The following is a 20,157-nucleotide window of genomic DNA, read 5'->3' as shown; positions in this document are numbered from 1 at the left end:
CCGGTGGGGCCTGTTGTGGCTCGATCCCGCTCGGGCGGGGGCTCGTTGTGGCTCGACTCCGCTCCGGTGGGGCCCGCTGTGGCTCGATCCCGCTCGTGTGGAGGCCTGTTGTGGCTCGACCCCGCCCCTGTGAGGCCCGTTGCCGCTTGATCTCCCTCGGCTGTGGGCCGGTTGCGCCTGACGTCGCTCGGGTTTGGGCCTGTCGGGGCCTGACGTCCTCGGGTGTGGACCCCGTTGGGGCCTCACCTCGCTCAGGTGTGGGCCCGTTGCGGCCTGGCCCCCCTCGGGCGCGGGCCCGTTACGGACCTCCCGCAGCCCCCGCGCCTCCGCGAGGTCCTACACGTACCGTTCCAGGATCGAGCTCTCCGCCAGCCTCGACAGGCCCTCGCGTACGCTCCGTGCGCGCGCCTCGCCGACGCCGTCCACCGTCTGGAGGTCGTCCACGCTCGCGGCCAGCAGCTTCTGCAGGCCGCCGAAGTGGTCCACCAGGCGGTCGATGATCGCTCCCGGCAGCCTGGGCACCTTCGCCAGCAGGCGGAAGCCCCGGGGCGACACCGCCGAGTCCAGGGCCTCCGGAGAGCCCGTGTAGCCCAACGCCTTCGCCACCGTGGAGAGTTCCAGCAGCTCCGCGTGGGTCAGCGCGTCCAGCTCGTACAGCGCCTCGTCCACCGTGCGGGAGCGTTTGGCGGTCGGCTCGGGGACGTAGTCCCGTACCACCAGCTCGCGTTCGGGCTCGACGCCGGCGATCAGCTCGTCCAGCTGGAGTGACAGAAGGCGGCCGTCCGTGCCGAGTTCGACCACGTACTCCGCGATCTCCGTCGCGATACGGCGGACCATCTCCAGGCGCTGTGCCACGGCCGAGACGTCCCGGACCGTCACCAGGTCCTCGATCTCCAGCGCGGACAGCGTGCCCGCGACCTCGTCGAGGCGGAGCTTGTAGCGCTCCAGGGTCGCGAGGGCCTGGTTCGCGCGGGACAGGATCGCCGCCGAGTCCTCAAGGACCCGGCGCTGGCCGTCGACGTACAGGGCGATCAGGCGCATCGACTGGGAGACCGAGACGACCGGGAAGCCGACCTGTTTCGAGACGCGGTCCGCGGTGCGGTGGCGGGTGCCCGTCTCCTCGGTCGGGATCATCGGGTCCGGCACCAGCTGCACGCCGGCCCGCAGGATCTTCGACAGGTCCGAGGACAGGACGATGCCGCCGTCGAGCTTGCACAGCTCACGCAGGCGGGTGGCCGTGAACTCGACGTCCAGGACGAAACCGCCCGTGCACATCGGCTCCACGGTCTTGTCGAATCCGAGCACGATGAGTCCGCCCGTGTTGCCGCGGAGAATCCGCTCGAGGCCGTCGCGCAGGGCCGTGCCGGGTGCCACGGCGCTCAGTGAGGCGCGCATCAGGCCATCGGCACCGGAGCTCCCACCGGACTTTCCGGGAGCTGCTGCCCGGTCGTTGGCTGCCACTGCACTCCTCCGGTCGCAGGTTCTTGGGGGCTCCCCTTTCGCACCTTCGGTTCGTACGGACGGGCGAGACCAGGGCAAAGTCTACCGGCGCTCCTCCTCGTCCCGTGGGGCCTCTCTCCGACGAGAGCGCGGAAGGACCCTCAGAGCGTCCCCTATGTCTGCCACTTCCAGGACCTTCATGCCGGCGGGGATCTTGCCCGGGTCGGCCGGTACGAGCGCGTGCGTGAAGCCCAGACGGTGTGCCTCGGACAGTCGGCGCTGAACCCCCGTGACCCGTCTGACCTCGCCCGCAAGGCCCACTTCGCCGATCGCGACGAGGTTCTTGGGCAGCGGGGTGTCGCTCGCGGCGGAGGCCAGCGCGAGGGCGATGGCGAGGTCCGCCGCGGGCTCCGAGAGCTTCACCCCGCCGACCGTCGCAGAGTAGATGTCCCGTTTGCCGAGGGCGCTGATTCTGCCCCTCTGCTCCAGGACGGCGAGCATCATCGACACGCGGGAGGTCTCCAGACCGGACGTGGTGCGCCGGGGGGAGGGGATCTGAGAGTCGACGGTGAGCGCCTGGACCTCGGCCACGAGAGGGCGGCGACCCTCCAGGGTGACCGTCAGACAGGTGCCCGGGACCGGTTCGTCACGACGAGTCAGGAAAAGTCCGCTCGGGTCGGTTAGGCCCGTAATGCCCTCGTCGTGCAGTTCGAAGCAGCCGACCTCGTCCGTCGCGCCGTAGCGGTTCTTGACGCCCCGGACGAGGCGCAGGCGCGCGTGTCGGTCGCCCTCGAAGGAGAGGACGACGTCGACCAGGTGCTCCAGCAGGCGCGGGCCCGCGATGGCGCCGTCCTTGGTGACATGGCCCACCAGGAGCGTGGACATGCCGCGCTCCTTGGAGACCCGGATCAGCGCGCCCGTCACCTCGCGGACCTGGGCCATGCCGCCGGGGGCGCCGTCGATCTCCGGGGAGGCCACCGTCTGCACCGAGTCCAGGATGAGCAGGGACGGCTTCACCGCGTCCAAGTGGCCGAGGACGGCGGCCAGGTCGGTCTCGGCGGCGAGGTAGAGATGGTCGTCGATGGCCTTGATGCGGTCGGCCCGCATCCGGACCTGGCTGGCGGACTCCTCGCCCGTGACGTACAGCGTGCGGTGCTCCTCGCTCGCCGACTTGGCCGCGACGTCCAGCAGAAGCGTGGACTTGCCGACGCCGGGCTCGCCCGCGAGCAGTACGACCGCGCCCGGGACGAGGCCGCCGCCGAGGACCCGGTCCAGCTCGGGCACGCCGGTGGGGCGGGCGGTGGCCTGGCGGCTGTCGACCTGGCCGATGGGCAGGGCGGAGGTGGTGACGCGGCCCGGGGCCGTCGTGCGCACCGCGGGCGCGCCGTACTCCTCGACCGTGCCCCAGGCCTGGCATTCGGGGCAGCGGCCGAGCCACTTCGCCGTCTGCCAGCCGCACTCGGTGCAGCGGTAGGCGGGGCGGTCCTTGGCGGTCTTCGTACGGGCAGCCATGCACGAACCGTAACGGGCGACACTGACAATGCCCGGCGCCGACCGGGAGCGCCCCGTGTTTACCGGCCACCGACGTCAAGAACCGGCCACGGAATGCGGGGTTCCTGTCCCCTTATGAGGGATCGTTTCACCCGTACGGAGTAAAAGTGCTCAAGGGGCAGGAAGGGGCGATCGCAGGCGTCCTACGGTCCACGGATGATGAGCAGCAGTCCGGAGACCTCGACCCGCACCACCGGCGCGCACCGGGCGCAACGGGAGGCGCGTGACCGCGGTGCGGCGCGCACGCTGGCGCAGCGCACGCCGGCGCGCTACGAGCCGTACCTGGACGGCCTGTTCACCTACTGCCTGTCCGTGCTGTGCGACCACGACGCGGCCACCGCCGCCCTTGGCGACGTCCTCGCGCTCGCCGAGCGGCGCCGCGACCCCGAGGCGGCCGGGGACCGCCGGGCCTGGCTGTACGCGCTGGCCCGCTGGGCCTGTCTGCGCAAGCTGACCGAGGCCAAGCAGAAACGTCAGGCCACCCACGCCGCAGGGCGCCACAGCCCCGCGAAGCAACCGTCCGCGCCGGTCTCCGAGGAGGTCCAGGAGGAGCGCCGGCGCGAACTGGCCCTGCTCGCCTGGCCGGAGGCGGCCGGCACCACCCCGGAGCAGCGCGAGGCGCTCGAACTCGCCGTGCGCCACCACCTCGCCGCCCACGAGGTCGCCGCCGTCCTCGGCATGGAACTGGCCGCCGCGCGGGAGCTGCTCGCCTCCGCCGCCTGCGAGGTGGAGCGCACGCGCGCGGCGCTCGCCGTCGTGGAGACCGGCACCTGCCCGGGCGTCGCCCGGCTCACCGGCGAGAACCAGCTGGTGCTCAGCACCGCCGTGCGCCGCGAGCTCGTGCGGCACGTCGACGACTGCCCGCAGTGCCGCCGCACCGCCGAACGCGCGATCGCCGGCCGCTGGCCCGGCACCGTCGTCACCCCCTCCGAGCTGCCCGTCCTCCAGGCCCCGCGCGCGACGCTGCACGTCGCCATGGCGCACTTCCCCCGCGCGGCCGCGCCCCGCTTCGACCGCCGCGGCTTCCCGATGGACCCCAAGGACCACGCGGCCCGCCGCGACCGTCTGCGCGCGCGTGCCGTCACCACGACCGTCGTCGCCACCGTCGTCGCGGCCCCGGTGCTCGCCCTCTGGGCCGCCTACCGGGGCACCCCCACCGCCGAGGGCACCGACGGCCGCTCCGCCACCGCGAGCGAGGCGCACGGCCCGGGCAGCCTGGACGGCGAGGCCGCGGGCGGCTACGAGAACGCCGGCAACGCCAGCGACCAGCCCGCCGACCGCTTCACCAAGGGCGGCGGCCCCGACGTCTCGGTGAAGGTCATCAGCGTCGCCGGCGCCGGCAAGAAGGGCGCTGGACACCTCCAGGTCGAGGCCGGCAACAGCGGCGACACCACGCTGATCATCCTCACCGCCACCGGCGACGCCCCCGTCCGCTGGTCCGCGAGCACCGGCGCCTCCTGGCTCTACCTCAGCGAGTCCTCGGGAACCCTGGAACCGGGCGAATCGTTGACGATCAAGGTGTACGTCGACCATCTGCGCGAGCCGTCCGGCTACTGGAGCGCGCGGGTGGCCGTCGCACCCGCAGGCGCCGTCGTCTCCATCGAGGGCTACGGCACCGCGCCCTCCCCGACCGACCCCGGCACCCCCGTCGACCCGCCCCCGTCCACCCAGGACCCGGACCCGACCCCCACGACCTCGGCCCCCACGGACCCGAGCCCCAGCGACCCGCCGCCCTCGACGTCCGGACCCGACCCGACGCCCACGCAACCCATGCCGTCCGACCCGGCGAGCTCGGCGCCACCGCCCAGCGACAGCGGCGACCCGAGCCCGTCGACGTCGTAGCGCGTGCCGCCCTAGCCGACCGGGTCCGCGGGGTGCGGGGCCACCAGGGGCAGCTGCGCGGCCAGCCGCTGCTCGCACAGCTCGACCAGCCGGTCGTAGCCCGCCTTGCCCATCAGCTCGGTCAGCTCCGGCCGGTAGGAGACGTACACCGGGTCGCCCGCGCCGTGCGCCGAGGTCGCCGAGGTGCACCACCAGTGCAGGTCGTGGCCGCCCGGACCCCAGCCGCGGCGGTCGTACTCACCGATCGACACCTGGAGCACCCGGGTGTCGTCGGGCCGGTCGATCCACTCGTACGTCCGTCGCACCGGAAGCTGCCAGCAGACGTCCGGCTTGGTCTCCAGCGGCTCCCGGCCCTCCCGCAGCGCCAGGATGTGCAGGGAGCAGCCCGCGCCGCCGGCGAAGCCGGGACGGTTCTGGAAGATGCACGAGCCGTTGTAGGGGCGGGTCTGGCGGTCGCCGTCCTCGTCCTCCGAGATCCAGCCGTGCTCGGTGCCCTCGTCGTGGAACTGCCAGATCTCCGGAGTGAGTCTGGCCACATGTCCGGCGACCCGCTTCTCGTCGTCCTCGTCGGAGAAGTGGGCGCCGAGCGTGCAGCACCCGTCGGCCGCGCGGCCCGCCTGGATGCCCTGGCAGCCGCTGCCGAAGATGCAGTTCCAGCGCGAGGTCAGCCATGTCAGATCACAGCGGAAGACCTGCTCGTCGTCCGCCGGATCAGGGAACTCCACCCACGCGCGCGCGAAGTCGAGCCCCTTCTCGTCGCCCGCCAGGGCCCGCTTCGCCTTCTTCGATGACATCGGTGACGCCGGTGATCCCGGCTCCGACCTCACCGGCGACTTCGCCTGCGAAGGCCCGCCGGAGGATTTGTCGGTCTTCGCCTTTTTCGTCTTTGGCACATGTCCAGGGTAAGTGGCTTGGCAAGACTCCGAGGACTGCCGACCGCGCAGGTGGCAGTAGCGTTCCGTCCATGAGACTCGGTGTCCTCGACGTGGGATCGAACACGGTGCATCTGCTGGTGGTGGACGCGCACCCGGGCGCCTGCCCGCTGCCCGCGCACTCGCACAAGGCGGAGCTGCGCCTTGCCCAACTTCTCGACGAGGACGGGGCGATAGGCCCCGAGGGGATCGACAAACTGATCCGCGTCGTCCAGGAGGCCCTCCAGGCCGCCGAGGACAAGGGCGCCGAGGACGTGCTGCCGTTCGCCACCTCCGCGGTGCGCGAGGCCAGCAACGCCGACGACGTCCTCGCGCGCGTGCAGGCCGAGACCGGCGTCGAGCTCCAGGTCCTCACCGGCGCCGAGGAGGCCCGGCTCACCTTCCTCGCCGCCCGCCGCTGGTTCGGCTGGTCGGCGGGGAAGCTGCTGGTCCTCGACATCGGCGGTGGCTCCCTGGAGATCGCCTACGGCCTCGACGAGGAGCCCGACGCGGCGGTCTCGCTGCCGCTGGGCGCCGGGCGGCTCACGGCGGGCTGGCTGCCCGGCGACCTCCCGGACCCGGAGGACGTACGGGCGCTACGGCGCCATGTCCGCGCCCAGATAGCCCGGACCGTCGGCGAGTTCACCCGCTTCGGCGCCCCGGACCACGTGGTCGGCACCTCCAAGACCTTCAAGCAGCTGGCCCGTCTCGCCGGCGCCGCCCGCTCCGCCGAGGGCCTCTACGTCCAGCGCGAGCTGAAGCGGGAGTCCCTGGAGGCATGGGTGCCGCAGCTGGCGGGCATGACGACCGTGGAGCGCGCGGAGCTGCCCGGGGTGTCCGAGGGCCGCGCGGGTCAGCTGCTCGCGGGGGCCCTGGTGGCCGAGGGCGCGATGGACCTGTTCGGCGTGGAGACCCTGGAGATCTGTCCGTGGGCGCTGCGTGAGGGCGTCATCCTGCGGCGACTCGATCACATGGGCTCCGCGTGACGCACGCGGAGGAGCACGGCACCGCCCGAGAGACCCCGCACGCACCCGCACGCGCGCGTGGCGTGCACCATGACGGCGAACAGGCGTCCGGCACGCGGGCGTGGTGAGCACCACAACAGCGACCAGGCGCCCCGCACACGTACAGGCGCCCCGCGCGCGTGGCGGGCACCACGACGGCGAACAGGCGTCCCGCACGCGGGCGTGGTGAGCACCACAACAGCGACCAGGCGCCCCGCACACGTACAGGCGCCCCGCGCGCGTGGCGGGCACCACGACGGCGAACAGGCGTCCCGCACGCGGGCGTGGTGAGCACCACAACAGCGACCAGGCGCCCCGCACACGTACAGGCGCCCCGCGCGCGGCGAGCACCACGACAGCGAACAAGCGCCCCGCACGCGCGCGTGGCGAGCACCACAACGACGAACAGGGACCCCGCACCCACCCGACCCGACCCTTTAGGCTGGCCCCCGTGGCAGAACCAGTCGTACGGATCCCGGATGCGAAGGTGGCGCTCTCCACGGCCTCCGTCTACCCGGAGTCCACGGCGACGGCCTTCGAGATTGCCGCACGCCTCGGCTACGACGGTGTCGAGGTCATGGTGTGGACCGACCCGGTGAGCCAGGACATCGAAGCCCTGCGCCGCCTCTCCGACTACCACCGGATCCCCGTCCTCGCCGTCCACGCCCCGTGTTTGCTCATCACGCAGCGCGTGTGGTCCACCGACCCCTGGGTCAAGCTCCAGCGCGCCCGGGCGGCCGCCGAGAAGCTCGGGGCGTCCACCGTCGTCGTCCACCCGCCGTTCCGCTGGCAGCGCCAGTACGCCCGCGACTTCGTCAGCGGCATCTGGCGGATGGCGAACGAGACCGACGTCCGCTTCGCCGTCGAGAACATGTACCCCTGGCGCTACCGCGACCGCGAGATGCTCGCGTACGCCCCCGACTGGGACGTGACGAAAGAGGACTACCGCCACTTCACGATCGACCTCAGCCATTCGGCGACGGCCCGTTCCGACGCGCTGGAGATGGTCGACCGGATGGGGGACCGCCTCGGCCACGTCCACCTCGCCGACGGGCGGGGCTCGGCCAAGGACGAGCACCTGGTCCCCGGGCGCGGCACCCAGCCCTGCGCCGAGCTGCTGGAACGTCTCGCCCTGACCGGCTTCGACGGCCATGTCGTCGTCGAGGTCAACACCCGCCGGGCGATGTCCAGTGCCGAACGTGAGGCCGACCTGGCGGAGGCGCTGGCGTTCACCCGCCTCCACCTGGCGTCGCCGGTGAAGGTGCCGAGGCCGTGACCGGCCCGGTCGCCGCGCGCGGACGGGGCCGCCCCCCTCGTACGGAATCGGCCGACACCCGCGACCGCATCCTGACCGCGGCCCGCGAGGAGTTCTCCGAGCGGGGCTACGAGAAGACGTCGGTGCGCGCCATCGCCAAGACGGCGGGCGTCGACGCGGCGCTGGTGCACCACTACTTCGGCACCAAGGAGCAGGTCTTCGAGGCGGCGATCGAGCTGGCCGCGGCTCCCGCGTTCGGCGCGGGGGAGGCGGTCGCCGACGGCCCGCTGGAGGGCGTCGGCGAGCGTCTGACCCGCTTTGTGTTCGGTGTCTGGGAGAACCCGGCCACCCGTACGCCCCTGCTGGCGATCGTCCGCTCCGCGGTCAACAACGAGACCGCGGCCGCCGTCTTCCGCCGTATCGTCGCCTCCCAGCTGATGCGCCGTATCGCCGCCCAGGTCGATCTGCCGGACGCCGAACTGCGTGCCGAGCTGGCGGCCGCGCAGTTGGTGGGGACGGCCATGCTCCGGTACGTGATCAAGGTGGAACCGCTGGCGTCGGCGGACGTGGAGCAGATCATCGCTCGGCTGGCGCCGGTGGTGCAGGGGCATCTGACGGACCCCTGAGCGCCGTGTGAGGTGAGACGGTCGTCCCGTATGACGGACATGGTGTCCGTACCCTGGATGACCGGCGTACGCTCGATAGCAGCCCTATCTGTCTGAAGGAGCGAACGACGATGCCCGATCTGAGGTCCCGCACAGTCACCCACGGCCGCAACATGGCGGGCGCCCGCGCCCTTATGCGTGCCTCCGGTGTACCCGGCGCGGACATCGGACGGAAGCCGATCATCGCCGTGGCCAACTCCTTCACCGAGTTCGTGCCCGGGCACACCCACCTCCAGCCGGTCGGCCGGATCGTCAGCCAGGCGATCGTGGAGGCCGGCGGCATCCCGCGCGAGTTCAACACCATCGCGGTGGACGACGGCATCGCCATGGGCCACGGCGGCATGCTGTACTCCCTGCCCTCCCGCGACCTGATCGCGGACTCGGTCGAGTACATGGTCGAGGCCCACTGCGCCGACGCCCTGATCTGCATCTCCAACTGCGACAAGATCACCCCGGGCATGCTCAACGCCGCCCTGCGGCTGAACATCCCCACGGTCTTCGTCTCCGGCGGCCCGATGGAGTCCGGCCGCGCCACGCTGGTCGACGGCTCGGTCCGCACGCTCGACCTGGTCGACGCGATGTCCGACGCGGTGAACGACAAGATCTCCGATGAGGACATGCTCCGCATCGAGGAGAACGCCTGTCCGACCTGCGGCTCCTGTTCCGGCATGTTCACGGCCAACTCGATGAACTGCCTGACCGAGGCCATCGGCCTCTCCCTCCCGGGCAACGGCTCCACCCTGGCCACGCACACGGCCCGCCGCCGCCTCTACGAGGACGCGGCGCGCACGGTGATGGACATCACCCGCCGCTATTACGAGCAGGACGACGAGACGGTCCTGCCGCGCGCGATCGCCTCCTTCGCGGCCTTCGAGAACGCCATGGCCCTCGACATCGCCATGGGCGGCTCGACCAACACGATCCTGCACCTGCTGGCGGCGGCCCAGGAGGCCGGCGTCCCCTTCGGTCTGGAGGAGATCGACGCCGTCTCCCGCCGGGTCCCGTGCCTGGCGAAGGTGGCCCCGAACGTCGCCAAGAACCGCACGTACTACATGGAGGACGTGCACCGCGCCGGCGGCATCCCCGCCCTGCTCGGCGAACTGCACCGCGCGGGCCTGCTGCGGGAGGACGTCCACTCGGTCCACAGCCCGTCCCTGGCGGACTGGCTGAAGACCTGGGACGTGCGCGGCGGCTCCCCGTCGCCCGAGGCGCTCGACCTGTGGCACGCGGCCCCGGGCTGCGTCCGCTCGGCGGAGGCCTTCTCCCAGTCGGAGCGCTGGGACACGCTCGACGAGGACGCCGAGGGCGGCTGCATCCGCAGCGCCGAGCACGCGTACTCCAAGGACGGCGGCCTGGCCGTCCTCAAGGGCAACCTCGCGGTCGACGGCTGCGTCGTGAAGACGGCCGGCGTCGACGAGTCCATCTGGACCTTCGAGGGCCCCGCGGTCGTCTGCGAGTCCCAGGAAGAAGCCGTCCAGAAGATCCTCACCCAGCAGGTCAAGGAGGGCGACGTCGTCGTCATCCGCTACGAGGGCCCCAAGGGCGGCCCCGGCATGCAGGAGATGCTCTACCCGACCTCGTACCTCAAGGGCCGCGGCCTCGGCAAGGCCTGCGCCCTGATCACCGACGGCCGCTTCTCCGGCGGCACGTCGGGTCTGTCCATCGGCCACGCGTCCCCCGAGGCCGCGGCCGGCGGCACGATCGCCCTCGTCGAGGACGGCGACCGCATCCGCATCGACATCCCGGGCCGCACCATCGAGCTCCTCGTCGACGACGCCGAGCTCGCCCGCCGCGAGGCCGCGCTGGGCGGGGTGTACGCCCCGAAGAACCGCGAGCGCAAGGTCTCGGCCGCGCTGAAGGCGTACGCCGCGATGGCGACGAGCGCGGACAAGGGCGCGGTGCGGGACGTCTCGAAGCTGGGCTGAACCGGGTCGCGTTCAGCGGGGCCGTCCCTTCGGGGGCGGCCCTTCCCGTGTCACCAGGCGCTGGGGGAGCGGGGGTCGACCGCGAAGACGGTGCCGTCGGGGGCGGTGGCGTAGAGATGGCCGGCGGTGAGGACGGGGACCGGCAAGGACGAGGTGACCTGGTCGGTCTCCCGGCCGAGCCGCAGCGGCGTCTGCCCGATCAGCTCTCCGCCGTCGACGGACACGGCGAGCAGTCGCCCGTCGGGGGCGGTGACGTAGACGTGGCGGCCGTCGGTCACGGGCGCCGAACTCTGGCTCACCGACGTCTCGAGCGCCCACAACCGCTTCTGCGCGTCCATGTCGACGGCCACCATCGATCCGCCGGCCCCCACGAGATAGACGATGTCGCCGTGCACGGCGGCCTGCGCCTGGTCGGCGGGCGCGGCCAACGCCACCCGCCGGGAGGCTTTGGAGGCGGTGTCGTAGCGGACCACGGCGTTCGCCGCGTCGTAGTAGCCACCGCCGGCGAGGAAGAAGACGCTGTCGGCCGAGGCGCCGACAGGGCTGAGCCTTCCGTCGAGCCGCTCGTCCCAGCGCACCTCGCCGGTGGCCGGATCCACCGCCGTGACACGGGTGCGTGTTCCGCCGGCCGTACTCGTCGTGGCGTACGCCCAGGGGCTGCCGGGGAACACGTCGAGGTACTGGGCGCTCAACCCGGGTATCCGTCGGCTCCACCGGGTCTCGCCCGACGCGCTGTCGACGCCGGTGACCTTGCCGTCCTTGCCCGTCAGCAGCAGCATGCCGCGTGCGTGCACGAAGCTGCGATACGCGGAGACGTCCAGCTCCCAGCGCGTGCCGCCCGACGCCGGATCGAGCGCGAGGATCCGCTTGCCCGCGTGCGTCAGCACATGGACCAGGCCCCCGGACAGGACCGGCGCCTCCCCGGTGGCCTCTCCCTCGCCGAGCGCGTGCCGCCACAGCACCCGGCCGTCGGCCGGATCGAGCGCGGTGACCAACCCGGTCTGCGCGCACAGCAGTTGTCGTGGCCCGTTCGCACACCGGGGGAGGCCGCCGTCCTCGCCCGCCGGCTTCTCGGCCCACGGCCTGAAACCGGCGGCCGTGGTGGAGTTCGGGCCGCTCTTCGCTGAGGCGCCCTCCTCGTTCAGGAACGGGAGCGAGACCAGTGTCACGAGGACGGCGAGGACCAGTGCCCCGGCCCCGAACCCCATCGCCTTCCACGAACGCCGCCTGGGGGAGGGCGCGTTGTCCTCGGCGCGCCGCTCCGGCCCGGGCCTGTCACCGGTCCGCTGCGCGGGTATGAACGTCTGCGTGTCGTACGAGGCCGCGACCGACCGCAGCTCCCGCATCAACTCGTCGGGCGTGGGCCGGTCCTCGGGCTCCTTGGCCAGACACCGCTCGACGAGCGGCGCGAGGTTCTCCGGTACGCCGGTCAGGTCCGGCTCGTCGTGCACCACCTGGTAGGCGACGACATACGGGCTGTCGGAGTCGAACGGCCCACGCCCCGTGGCCGCGTGCACGATCACCGAACCCAGCGCGAAGATGTCGGCGGCCGGCCCCACCTCCCGGGGGCGCCGGAACTGCTCGGGTGCCATGAACGGCGGCGTGCCGATCAACTTCCCGGTCTCGGTGCGCAGTTCACTGTCCTTCGGCCGGGAGATACCGAAGTCGATGACCTTCGGACCGTCCTCGGCGAGCAGGACGTTGCTCGGCTTGAGATCACGGTGGACGACGCCGACCCGGTGGATGTCGCGCAGCGCCTCGGCGAGCCCGGCCATCAGCCGCCGCAACTGCGCAGCGCTCATGGGGCCGTTCCGCTTCACCTCGTCGGCGAGCGTCGGCCCGGGAATGAACAGGGTGGCCATCCACGGCCGGTCGGCCTCGGGGTCGGCATCGACGACCGGCGCGGTGAACGCACCGCTGACCTTCCGCGCGGCAGCCACCTCTTGCCGGAAACGGCCCCTGAACTCCGGGTCCTTGGCGAATTCGGCATGCACGATCTTCACCGCGAGCGTCATCCCCGAGGCACTGCGGGCGCGATGCACGACGCCCATGCCACCGGACCCCAGACGGGACTCCAGACGGTAGTGACCGGCGTAATCGGGAAGTTCCGCTTCCGCGCCCGCTCCGGCGTTCTGATGTGGCGCCATGGGACCACCCCCGTGCTGTTCGTCCGCGCGCGCGACGCACGGAGCCTAGTCGATGACTCGTACGAGACAGAGGCGGCTTGCTAGCGTTCGTGTTCGAGTTGCGCACGTCTGTTTAGTGACGTGGCGCAGGGGAATCAACGGGCCCCACGGCACGCGTGGGGCTCAACGGGGGAGGACTTTCATGTCTGTTGACAGCGTCGAAGAGGCTGAGGGCAACGAGCGGGAGACCGCCGCGGCCACGGCGACGACCGTGCGCTACTACTCGATCGCCCCGGGCGTGCGGCTCAACGTGCGCAGCGGTCCCGGCACCGGCTATCCGATCGTGGACAACCTCCCCGAGGGCTCCAAGGTCGCGATCATCTGCCAGACCCCTGGCACGAACGTCAGCGGGCCCTACGGCACGACCAACATCTGGGACTCGATCGCCAACGGCAAGTACGTCTCGGACGCCTACGTGAACACCGGCAGCGACGGCTACATCCGGCCCCGCTGCTCCATCTGACCCACCCGGCCAGTACGTGAGGGATCGGATCGCCGACGTCCTGCCCGAGGGGGCCGAGTCGGCGACCCGCCTCCCGGACGCCGCTGCCGGACGCCGGACGCCGAGCACCACGATCGCGTCCCTCTGTTTCCGCCCCACCACACCCACCGAGGTCCCCATGCCATCCCTGAAGCGCCGCTCCGCCATGCTCGCCGGTCTCACCGGCGCCCTGCTCATGGTCGGCGCCGCGCACGCCGAGGCCGCGACGCGGTACTACGACACCGCCCCCGGCTACCGCCTGAACGTCCGCAACGGCCCGAGCACGAGCTACGCCATCACCCGCGTCCTCCCCGAGGGCGCGAAGGTGCCGGTCTACTGCCAGACCCAGGGTCAGACGATCACCGGCCCGTACGGCACCAGCAGCATCTGGGACAACGTCGGCAACGGCGAGTTCGTCTCGGACACCTACGTCCAGACCGGGAGCGACACTTACGTCGCCCCCCGGTGCGCCTGACGCACTCCCCGTACGGAGGCCTCGGCGGCGGTGCCGAGGCCGGCGGCGGCTACGTGACCGCACGCGGCTGAGCCCCCGCGGAGCCCGCGCCCACCCGCAGCCATAATCGACGCGTGAGCGACGAACACGGCACCCAGGCAAGCGCGGGCTCCCCGACCGGCCCCCGCCCGGAACCCATCCGTTTCTTCGGCACCACAGGGGTCGACCACACCGACGGCTACACCCTCCGCCGGATCGGCGCGGCCGTCGGCTCCCTCGCCGTCGCGGTCCTCTCCTGCCTGGTCCTGCGCTTCGCCTTCCAGGGGCTCCAGATCGCGGACATCGGCAGCTTCGTCACCCTGCTCATGGTCGTGATGTTCGCGATCTGCAGCGCCCTCGCCTTCCGCCACACCTGGAGCGGCTTCACCCGGCGCGCCGACCCCGACCGCCAGGCGTCCCTGCGCGGCCTGCTCGCCATCGGCTTCGTCGGCTCCCTCCTCGCCTACTTCTTCCGCTCCCTCACCGAGGCCCCGGGCGAGAAGCTCCACCGCGAGGAGTACGAGGACGCCGTCCAGCAGTACGAGAAGCGCACCTCCCGCCGTACCGGCAACCCCTCGAAGAAGCGTCGCCGCTCCTGACCGGCCCCGCGCCGCCCACCGGAAAACCACCACCGCGGACCCCGGACCCGGTCACCATGGCCGTATGACGGCTCCCTCGCACACCGACCGCGCCCACTCCTTCAACGCGGTCGCAGCCCAGTACGCGACGAACCGCCCCTCCTACCCGCCCGCCCTCTTCGACGCGATCGAGGACCTCGCCGGCCGCCCGCTCACCGGCTCCCGCGTCGTGGACATCGGCGCCGGCACCGGCATAGCGACCGCCCTGCTGCACGCCCGCGGCGCCGACGTGCTCGCCGTCGAACCCGGCGACGGCATGGCCGCCGAGTTCCGACGCGGCCACCCCGACATCCCGGTCGTCCGCGGCGACGGCAACACCCTGCCCCTCGCCGACGACTCCGCCGACCTCCTCACCTACGCCCAGGCCTGGCACTGGACCGACCCGAGCCGTGCGATCCCGGAAGCCGTCCGCGTCCTGCGCCCGGGCGGCGCGCTCGCCCTGTGGTGGAACACCGAGGCCCTCGACGTGCCCTGGATCGCCGAGGCCGCCCGCCGCGTCGAACGCCACCTCGGCCTGAACATCGCCGAGGAGAAACTGAACGTCAACGCCCACGTCGCCGACCCCGCCGACCGCCTCGCCTTCACCCGCCGCGAGGTCCGCTGGAGCCGCCGCGTCACCGTCGACACCCACCTCGCCAACCTCGGCAGCCACTCCACCTTCCTGGTCCAGAGCGAGCAGGCCACCGCCGCCTTCCTCGCCGAGGAGCGCGCCCACCTCCTACGCACCTTCCCGGACGGTGTCCTGGAGGAGGTCTACGACGTCATCCTGCTGCTCGCCAAACCCTGAGCCCGAAGCACGGGGCGGGAGGCACGCGGACCCCGCGGACCCCGGGCGCGCCGGGACCCTGGGTTCCACGAGCGGGGCGGGCAGGGCCGCTGGACCCTGGGGTCACACGGGAGGGTGACAGGGCCGCTGGACCCTGGGTCAATGACAGGGCCGCTGGACCCTGGGGTGATACGAGCGGGGCGGCAGGACCGCTGGACCCTGGGGTCACGCGCAGGGTGACAGGGGCGCCGGACCCCTGGGTCCCAGGAGCGGGGCGCCCGAGTGCCTTGGCCTACTCGCCGTGGCCGGGCCCGCGTAGGGCGGTGGGGTCGCCCGGACCCTTGGGTCACCGGGGTCTGGGGCCCATGAGCAGGGCGGTAGGTCTGCCGGGCCGTCTGCTCGCCGGGACCGGGTCCCGCGTAGGGCGGTGGGGCTGCCCGGGTCCCTGGGCCACCGGGGTCTGGGGCCCACGAGCAGGGCGGTAGGTCTGCCGGGCCGTCCGCTCGCCGGGACCGGGCCCCGCGTAGGGCGGTGGCTGCCCGGGTCCCTGGGGCACCTGGCCCCCGGGCCCCACGAGGACTGCCGGACCGCCTGCTCGCCGGGACCTGAGCCCGCGCAGAGCGCCAGGTTGCCGTCCCACCTCTCTCCGATCACCCCTCCGCCCGCCTGTGCCCCGAACGCACCGCGCTTGACGGTGTCCGGCCACAGGAGCATTATTCATCACATGATGAATTACTCCTCCGGGCCACCCGACACCGGCACGGCGAGCCTCCAGACCCCCGCAGTCCGAGCCGAGGGCCTCACCGTCGTCCGCGGCCCCCGTACCGTCCTGCGCGGCCTCGACTTCACCGTCCCGCGCGGCCAGATCACCGGACTGCTCGGCCCCTCCGGATGCGGCAAGTCCACCCTCATGCGCTCCATCGTCGGCACCCAGGCCAAGATCACCGGCACCCTCGACGTCCTCGGCCACCCCGCCGGCCACGCCACCCTGCGCACCCGCATCGGCTACGTCACCCAAGCCCCCTCCGTCTACGACGACCTGACCGTCCGCCAGAACCTCGACTACTTCGCCGCGATCCTCGCCCCCGGCCACGCGGCCGCCGACCGACGGCATGCCGACGTCACCCGCGTCATCGAGGACGTCGACCTCACCAGCCACGCCGACGCCCTCGCCGGCAACCTCTCCGGTGGCCAGCGCAGCCGCGTCTCCCTGGCCGTCGCCCTCCTCGGCACCCCCGAACTGCTGGTCCTGGACGAACCCACCGTCGGCCTCGACCCCGTACTCCGCCGCGACCTGTGGACCCTCTTCCACGACATCGCCACCCGGCGCGGAGCGACCCTCCTCATCTCCTCCCACGTCATGGACGAGGCCGAGCGCTGCCACCGCCTCCTCCTCATGCGCGAGGGCCGGATCCTCGCCGACGACACCCCCGACGCCCTGCGCACCCGCACCGGCACCGAGACCGTCGAAGCGGCCTTCCTGCACCTCGTCGACGAGGCCGTCGCGGCCGGACGCAAGAAAGAAGAGACCACCCGATGAGCACCACGCCCGCCGCCACGACCACCACCGCGCCCGTCACCCCCGCCCCGACCAGCGCCCTCAACCTCTCCCGCACCACCGCCACCGCGGCCCGGGTCCTGCGCCAGCTACGCCACGACCCCCGCACCATCGCGCTGATGATCCTCATCCCCTGCGTGATGCTGTTCCTGCTCCGCTACGTCTTCGACGGCAGCCCACGCACCTTCGACAGCATCGGCGCCTCCCTCCTCGGGATCTTCCCGCTGATCACGATGTTCCTGGTCACCTCCATCGCCACCCTGCGCGAACGCACCTCCGGCACCCTCGAACGCCTCCTCGCCCTGCCGCTCGGCAAAGGCGACCTCATCGCCGGCTACGCCCTCGCCTTCGGCACCCTCGCGATCATCCAGTCCGCCCTGGCCACCGGCCTCGCCGTCTGGTTCCTCGGCCTGGACGTCACCGGTAGCCCCTGGCTGCTCCTCCTGGTCGCCCTGCTCGACGCCCTCCTCGGCACCGCCCTCGGCCTCTTCGTCTCGGCCTTCGCCGCCTCCGAGTTCCAGGCCGTCCAGTTCATGCCGGCCGTGATCTTCCCCCAGCTCCTCCTCTGCGGACTCTTCACCCCGCGCGACAACATGCACCCCGTCCTGGAGGCCATCTCCGACGTCCTGCCCATGTCCTACGCCGTCGACGGCATGAACGAAGTCCTCAGGCACACCGACATGACCGCCGCCTTCGTCCGCGACGCGCTGATCGTGGCCGGCTGCGCCCTGCTGGTCCTGGCCCTGGGAGCGGCGACGCTGCGCCGACGCACGGCATAGCGGACCCCGCCGCCCACATCCCGCCAGCCGGACAGCCGAGCCGCACACCCACCCCCGGTGCGAGGATGAACCCCGGACGACGAGAACCCCGGAGGGCACCCGCAGCCATGACCCAGAAAGTCGCAGTCCTCGGCACCGGCAAGATCGGCGAAGCCCTGCTCAGCGGAATGATCCGAGGCGGCTGGGCCCCCGCCGACCTCCTGGTCACCGCCCGCCGCCAGGAACGGGCCGAAGAGCTCCGCGCGCGCTACGGAGTCAGCCCGGTCACCAACGCCGAGGCCGCCAAGACCGCCGACACCCTGATCCTCACGGTCAAGCCGCAGGACATGGGCACCCTCCTCGACGAACTCGCCCCGCACGTCCCCACCGACCGCCTGATCATCAGCGGCGCGGCGGGCATCCCCACCTCCTTCTTCGAGGAGCGCCTCGCAGCGGGCACCCCGGTCGTCCGCGTCATGACGAACACCCCCGCCCTCGTCGACGAGGCCATGTCCGTCATCTCCGCCGGCAGCCATGCCACCGCCGAGCACCTCGCCCACGCCGAGGAGATCTTCGGCGCCGTCGGCAAGACGCTCCGCGTCCCCGAGTCCCAGCAGGACGCCTGCACCGCCCTCTCCGGCTCCGGCCCGGCGTACTTCTTCTACCTGGTCGAAGCCATGACGGACGCCGGCATCCTGCTCGGCCTGCCCCGCGACAAGGCCCACGACCTCATCGTCCAGTCCGCGATCGGCGCCGCCACGATGCTCCGCGACAGCGGCGAGCACCCGGTCAAGCTCCGCGAGAACGTCACGTCCCCCGCGGGCACCACGATCAGCGCCATCCGCGAACTCGAGAACCACGGCGTACGAGCAGCCCTCATCGCCGCCCTCGAAGCCGCCCGCGACCGCAGCCGCGAACTGGCCTCCGGCAACAGCTGACGCCGCCCGGCCGCCCTCACCCCGCAGAGCGGCCCGCGCACGCCCTACACGGTCACCGCGATATCCGCGGCCGCCGGCAGCAACCCGATCGCCCGGTACGCCGCATCGACAGTCGGCCGCGCCATCGCCCGAGCCTTCCGCGCACCATCCCGCAGCACCCCCTCCACATAGCCAGGATCCGCGCACAACGCCTTGTGCCTCTCCTGCACGGGCCTGAGGACCTCGACCACGGCCTCCGCGGTGTCCTTCTTCAAGGCGCCGTACGTCTCATATACACCGCTCAGCTCCTCCGGGTTCCCACCCGTGCACGCAGCGAGGATCTCCAGCAGGTTCGCGAGTCCCGGCCGCGTCTCCCGGTCGTACACGACCTCACGCCCGCTGTCGGTCACGGCCCGCATGACCTTCTTGCGCACCACGTCCGGCTCGTCGAGCAGATAGACGATCCCGGGCCCGGTGTCATCGCTCTTCCCCATCTTCGAGACGGGGTCCTGAAGGTTCATGACCCGCGCTCCCACCGCGGGCGGCGTCGCCCGGGGCACCACGAAGGTGTGCCCGTAGCGCTGGTTGAACCGCACCGCGATGTCCCGCGTCAGCTCCACGTGCTGCGTCTGGTCGTCCCCGACCGGCACCTCGTCGGTCCCGTACGCCAGGATGTCCGCAGCCATCAGCACGGGATACGTCAGCAGCGACAGCCGCACACTCCCGCCCCGCTCCCGCTCCCGCGCGGCCTTCTCCTTGTACTGGATCATCCGCCGCATCTCGCCGTCCGTGGCCACGCACTCCAGTACGTACGACAGCCGCGCGTGCTCGTCGACATGACTCTGTACGAATACGGTGCAGAGCTCCGGATCCAGCCCCGAGGCCAGCAGCAACGTCGCCGCCTGCCTGCTGAGCCGCTGCACCCGCGCCGGATCGTGGTCCACGGTCAGCGCGTGCAGGTCGACCACACAGAACAGGGCGTCGGCCTGATGCTGATCGACGGCCGCCCACCGCCGCATGGCCCCGAGGTAGTTCCCCAGCGTCAGATGCCCGGTCGGCTTGACCCCACTGAAGACCCGCGTCATCTCTACTCCACCTCCTGGTCGAGACCGCCGCGCCCGGCGGCCGGCCCTCAGGAGCTCTGGAGGGAGATACGAGAACGGCCGCCGAGGCGGCGGCCGTTGGATGCATACGTACGTCCGGCCGCCGTCAGGCGGCCCACCACTGCTGGGTGTACGTACGCGTCGTCATGTGGGCCAGGGTACGCCTCCAGGGACCGGCACGGCGGTGAGTTGACACGCCTGGCCCGCCTACGTACTGTTCTCCGAGTTGTCCGACGTGAGCGCCGACCCCGGTCGGTCCCCGGACAGCCATTCCGCAAGTACCAACCACCAGTCGACTGCCGTCGATCCGGCTGCCGTCATTGAATTGGCATGCGTATTTGCGAAATGAGGAATCCGCGTTCGAAAGAACGCAGCCCCGATTAGCGCGGGGCAACGGAATCCGCTAAAGTCTCACTCGTCGGAACGGCCCAACAGCCGCGAGGACAAGCCCCTCTGACTGGGAGTCAGGCCCGAAAGGATCTGATAGAGTCGGATCCGCCGGAAAGGGAAACGCGAGAGCGGGAACCTTGAAAGCACCGAGGAAATCGGAACCGGAAACGGTCTGATAGAGTCGGAAACGCAAGACCGAAGGGAAAAGCCCGGAGGAAAGCCCGAGAGGGTGAGTACAAAGGAAGCGTCCGTTCCTTGAGAACTCAACAGCGTG

Annotated in this window: 17 protein-coding genes; 12 read left to right on the top strand and 5 right to left on the bottom strand. The window is 71.8% G+C overall.

Annotation, left to right across the window (positions count from 1 at the left end):
• Positions 1 to 336: 336 nt before the first annotated feature.
• Positions 337 to 1,461, bottom strand: a complete 1,125-nt coding sequence (disA, locus tag ACZ56U_RS06200; RefSeq protein WP_391241544.1) for a DNA integrity scanning diadenylate cyclase DisA — start codon at positions 1,459 to 1,461, stop codon at positions 337 to 339.
• An 81-nt stretch (positions 1,462 to 1,542) separates the two neighbouring features.
• Positions 1,543 to 2,952: a DNA repair protein RadA gene (gene radA / locus ACZ56U_RS06195; RefSeq protein ID WP_469082874.1), complete on the bottom strand. Its 1,410-nt coding sequence runs from the start codon at positions 2,950 to 2,952 to the stop codon at positions 1,543 to 1,545.
• A 195-nt stretch (positions 2,953 to 3,147) separates the two neighbouring features.
• Between radA and ACZ56U_RS06190 the strand changes: the two genes are divergently transcribed.
• On the top strand, positions 3,148 to 4,833 hold the full coding sequence (locus ACZ56U_RS06190; protein ID WP_469082873.1) for a BACON domain-containing protein: 1,686 nt from the start codon (positions 3,148 to 3,150) through the stop codon (positions 4,831 to 4,833).
• Positions 4,834 to 4,844: 11 nt separating this feature from the next.
• On the opposite strand, the gene ACZ56U_RS06185 is transcribed toward ACZ56U_RS06190, so the two are convergent.
• Positions 4,845 to 5,726, bottom strand: a complete 882-nt coding sequence (locus tag ACZ56U_RS06185; RefSeq protein WP_469082872.1) for a DUF3109 family protein — start codon at positions 5,724 to 5,726, stop codon at positions 4,845 to 4,847.
• 71 nt (positions 5,727 to 5,797) lie between these two features.
• On the opposite strand from ACZ56U_RS06185, the gene ACZ56U_RS06180 reads away from it, so the two are divergent.
• The 4 genes from ACZ56U_RS06180 to ilvD all read left to right on the top strand — a co-directional run bounded on the left by ACZ56U_RS06180 (position 5,798) and on the right by ilvD (position 10,593).
• Positions 5,798 to 6,730, top strand: a complete 933-nt coding sequence (locus ACZ56U_RS06180; RefSeq protein ID WP_469082871.1) for a Ppx/GppA family phosphatase — start codon at positions 5,798 to 5,800, stop codon at positions 6,728 to 6,730.
• A gap of 469 nt (positions 6,731 to 7,199) precedes the next feature.
• Positions 7,200 to 8,024 (top strand): sugar phosphate isomerase/epimerase family protein, encoded by an 825-nt coding sequence (locus tag ACZ56U_RS06175; protein ID WP_469082870.1) that lies wholly within the window; start codon positions 7,200 to 7,202, stop codon positions 8,022 to 8,024.
• On the top strand, positions 8,021 to 8,629 hold the full coding sequence (locus ACZ56U_RS06170) for a TetR/AcrR family transcriptional regulator (protein WP_469082869.1): 609 nt from the start codon (positions 8,021 to 8,023) through the stop codon (positions 8,627 to 8,629). Before ACZ56U_RS06175 ends, ACZ56U_RS06170 begins: the two co-directional genes overlap by 4 nt.
• A gap of 110 nt (positions 8,630 to 8,739) precedes the next feature.
• Positions 8,740 to 10,593, top strand: coding sequence for a dihydroxy-acid dehydratase (ilvD, locus tag ACZ56U_RS06165; protein ID WP_469082868.1), 1,854 nt, complete (start codon positions 8,740 to 8,742; stop codon positions 10,591 to 10,593).
• 50 nt (positions 10,594 to 10,643) lie between these two features.
• Here the strand turns inward: ilvD and ACZ56U_RS06160 are convergent, their stop codons facing one another.
• The gene (locus ACZ56U_RS06160; RefSeq protein ID WP_469082867.1) at positions 10,644 to 12,740 is read right to left on the bottom strand and encodes a serine/threonine-protein kinase; all 2,097 of its coding nucleotides are present in this window, start codon (positions 12,738 to 12,740) and stop codon (positions 10,644 to 10,646) included.
• 181 nt (positions 12,741 to 12,921) lie between these two features.
• Between ACZ56U_RS06160 and ACZ56U_RS06155 the strand changes: the two genes are divergently transcribed.
• The 7 genes from ACZ56U_RS06155 (at position 12,922) to proC (ending at position 18,411) form a co-directional block, all read left to right on the top strand.
• Positions 12,922 to 13,242, top strand: coding sequence for an SH3 domain-containing protein (locus tag ACZ56U_RS06155; protein ID WP_469082866.1), 321 nt, complete (start codon positions 12,922 to 12,924; stop codon positions 13,240 to 13,242).
• Positions 13,243 to 13,426: 184 nt separating this feature from the next.
• A complete protein-coding gene (locus ACZ56U_RS06150; protein ID WP_469083393.1) occupies positions 13,427 to 13,735 on the top strand; it encodes a hypothetical protein in 309 nt (102 codons plus the stop codon).
• 113 nt (positions 13,736 to 13,848) lie between these two features.
• On the top strand, positions 13,849 to 14,352 hold the full coding sequence (locus ACZ56U_RS06145; RefSeq protein WP_469082865.1) for an EamA/RhaT family transporter: 504 nt from the start codon (positions 13,849 to 13,851) through the stop codon (positions 14,350 to 14,352).
• A 64-nt stretch (positions 14,353 to 14,416) separates the two neighbouring features.
• Entirely contained in the window at positions 14,417 to 15,178 is a 762-nt protein-coding gene (locus ACZ56U_RS06140) for a class I SAM-dependent methyltransferase (RefSeq protein ID WP_469082864.1), read from the top strand.
• Between the two features lie 703 nt (positions 15,179 to 15,881).
• Positions 15,882 to 16,697, top strand: a complete 816-nt coding sequence (locus ACZ56U_RS06135; RefSeq protein ID WP_469082863.1) for an ABC transporter ATP-binding protein — start codon at positions 15,882 to 15,884, stop codon at positions 16,695 to 16,697.
• Positions 16,694 to 17,494 carry an ABC transporter permease gene (locus ACZ56U_RS06130; RefSeq protein WP_469082862.1) on the top strand — a complete coding sequence of 267 codons (801 nt, stop codon included), beginning with the start codon at positions 16,694 to 16,696 and terminating at the stop codon, positions 17,492 to 17,494. Before ACZ56U_RS06135 ends, ACZ56U_RS06130 begins: the two co-directional genes overlap by 4 nt.
• Positions 17,495 to 17,601: 107 nt before the next feature.
• A complete protein-coding gene (proC, locus tag ACZ56U_RS06125; protein WP_469082861.1) occupies positions 17,602 to 18,411 on the top strand; it encodes a pyrroline-5-carboxylate reductase in 810 nt (269 codons plus the stop codon).
• A 44-nt stretch (positions 18,412 to 18,455) separates the two neighbouring features.
• Here proC and trpS read toward each other — a convergent pair whose 3' ends face one another.
• Positions 18,456 to 19,475 carry a tryptophan--tRNA ligase gene (trpS, locus tag ACZ56U_RS06120; RefSeq protein ID WP_469082860.1) on the bottom strand — a complete coding sequence of 340 codons (1,020 nt, stop codon included), beginning with the start codon at positions 19,473 to 19,475 and terminating at the stop codon, positions 18,456 to 18,458.
• Positions 19,476 to 20,157: the final 682 nt, after the last annotated feature.

The sequence above is a fragment of the Streptomyces sp. NPDC034103 genome (genome assembly GCF_055575395.1).
The sequence above is the reverse complement of the archived record's forward strand: the minus strand, read 5'-3'. Positions and strand labels throughout refer to the sequence as shown.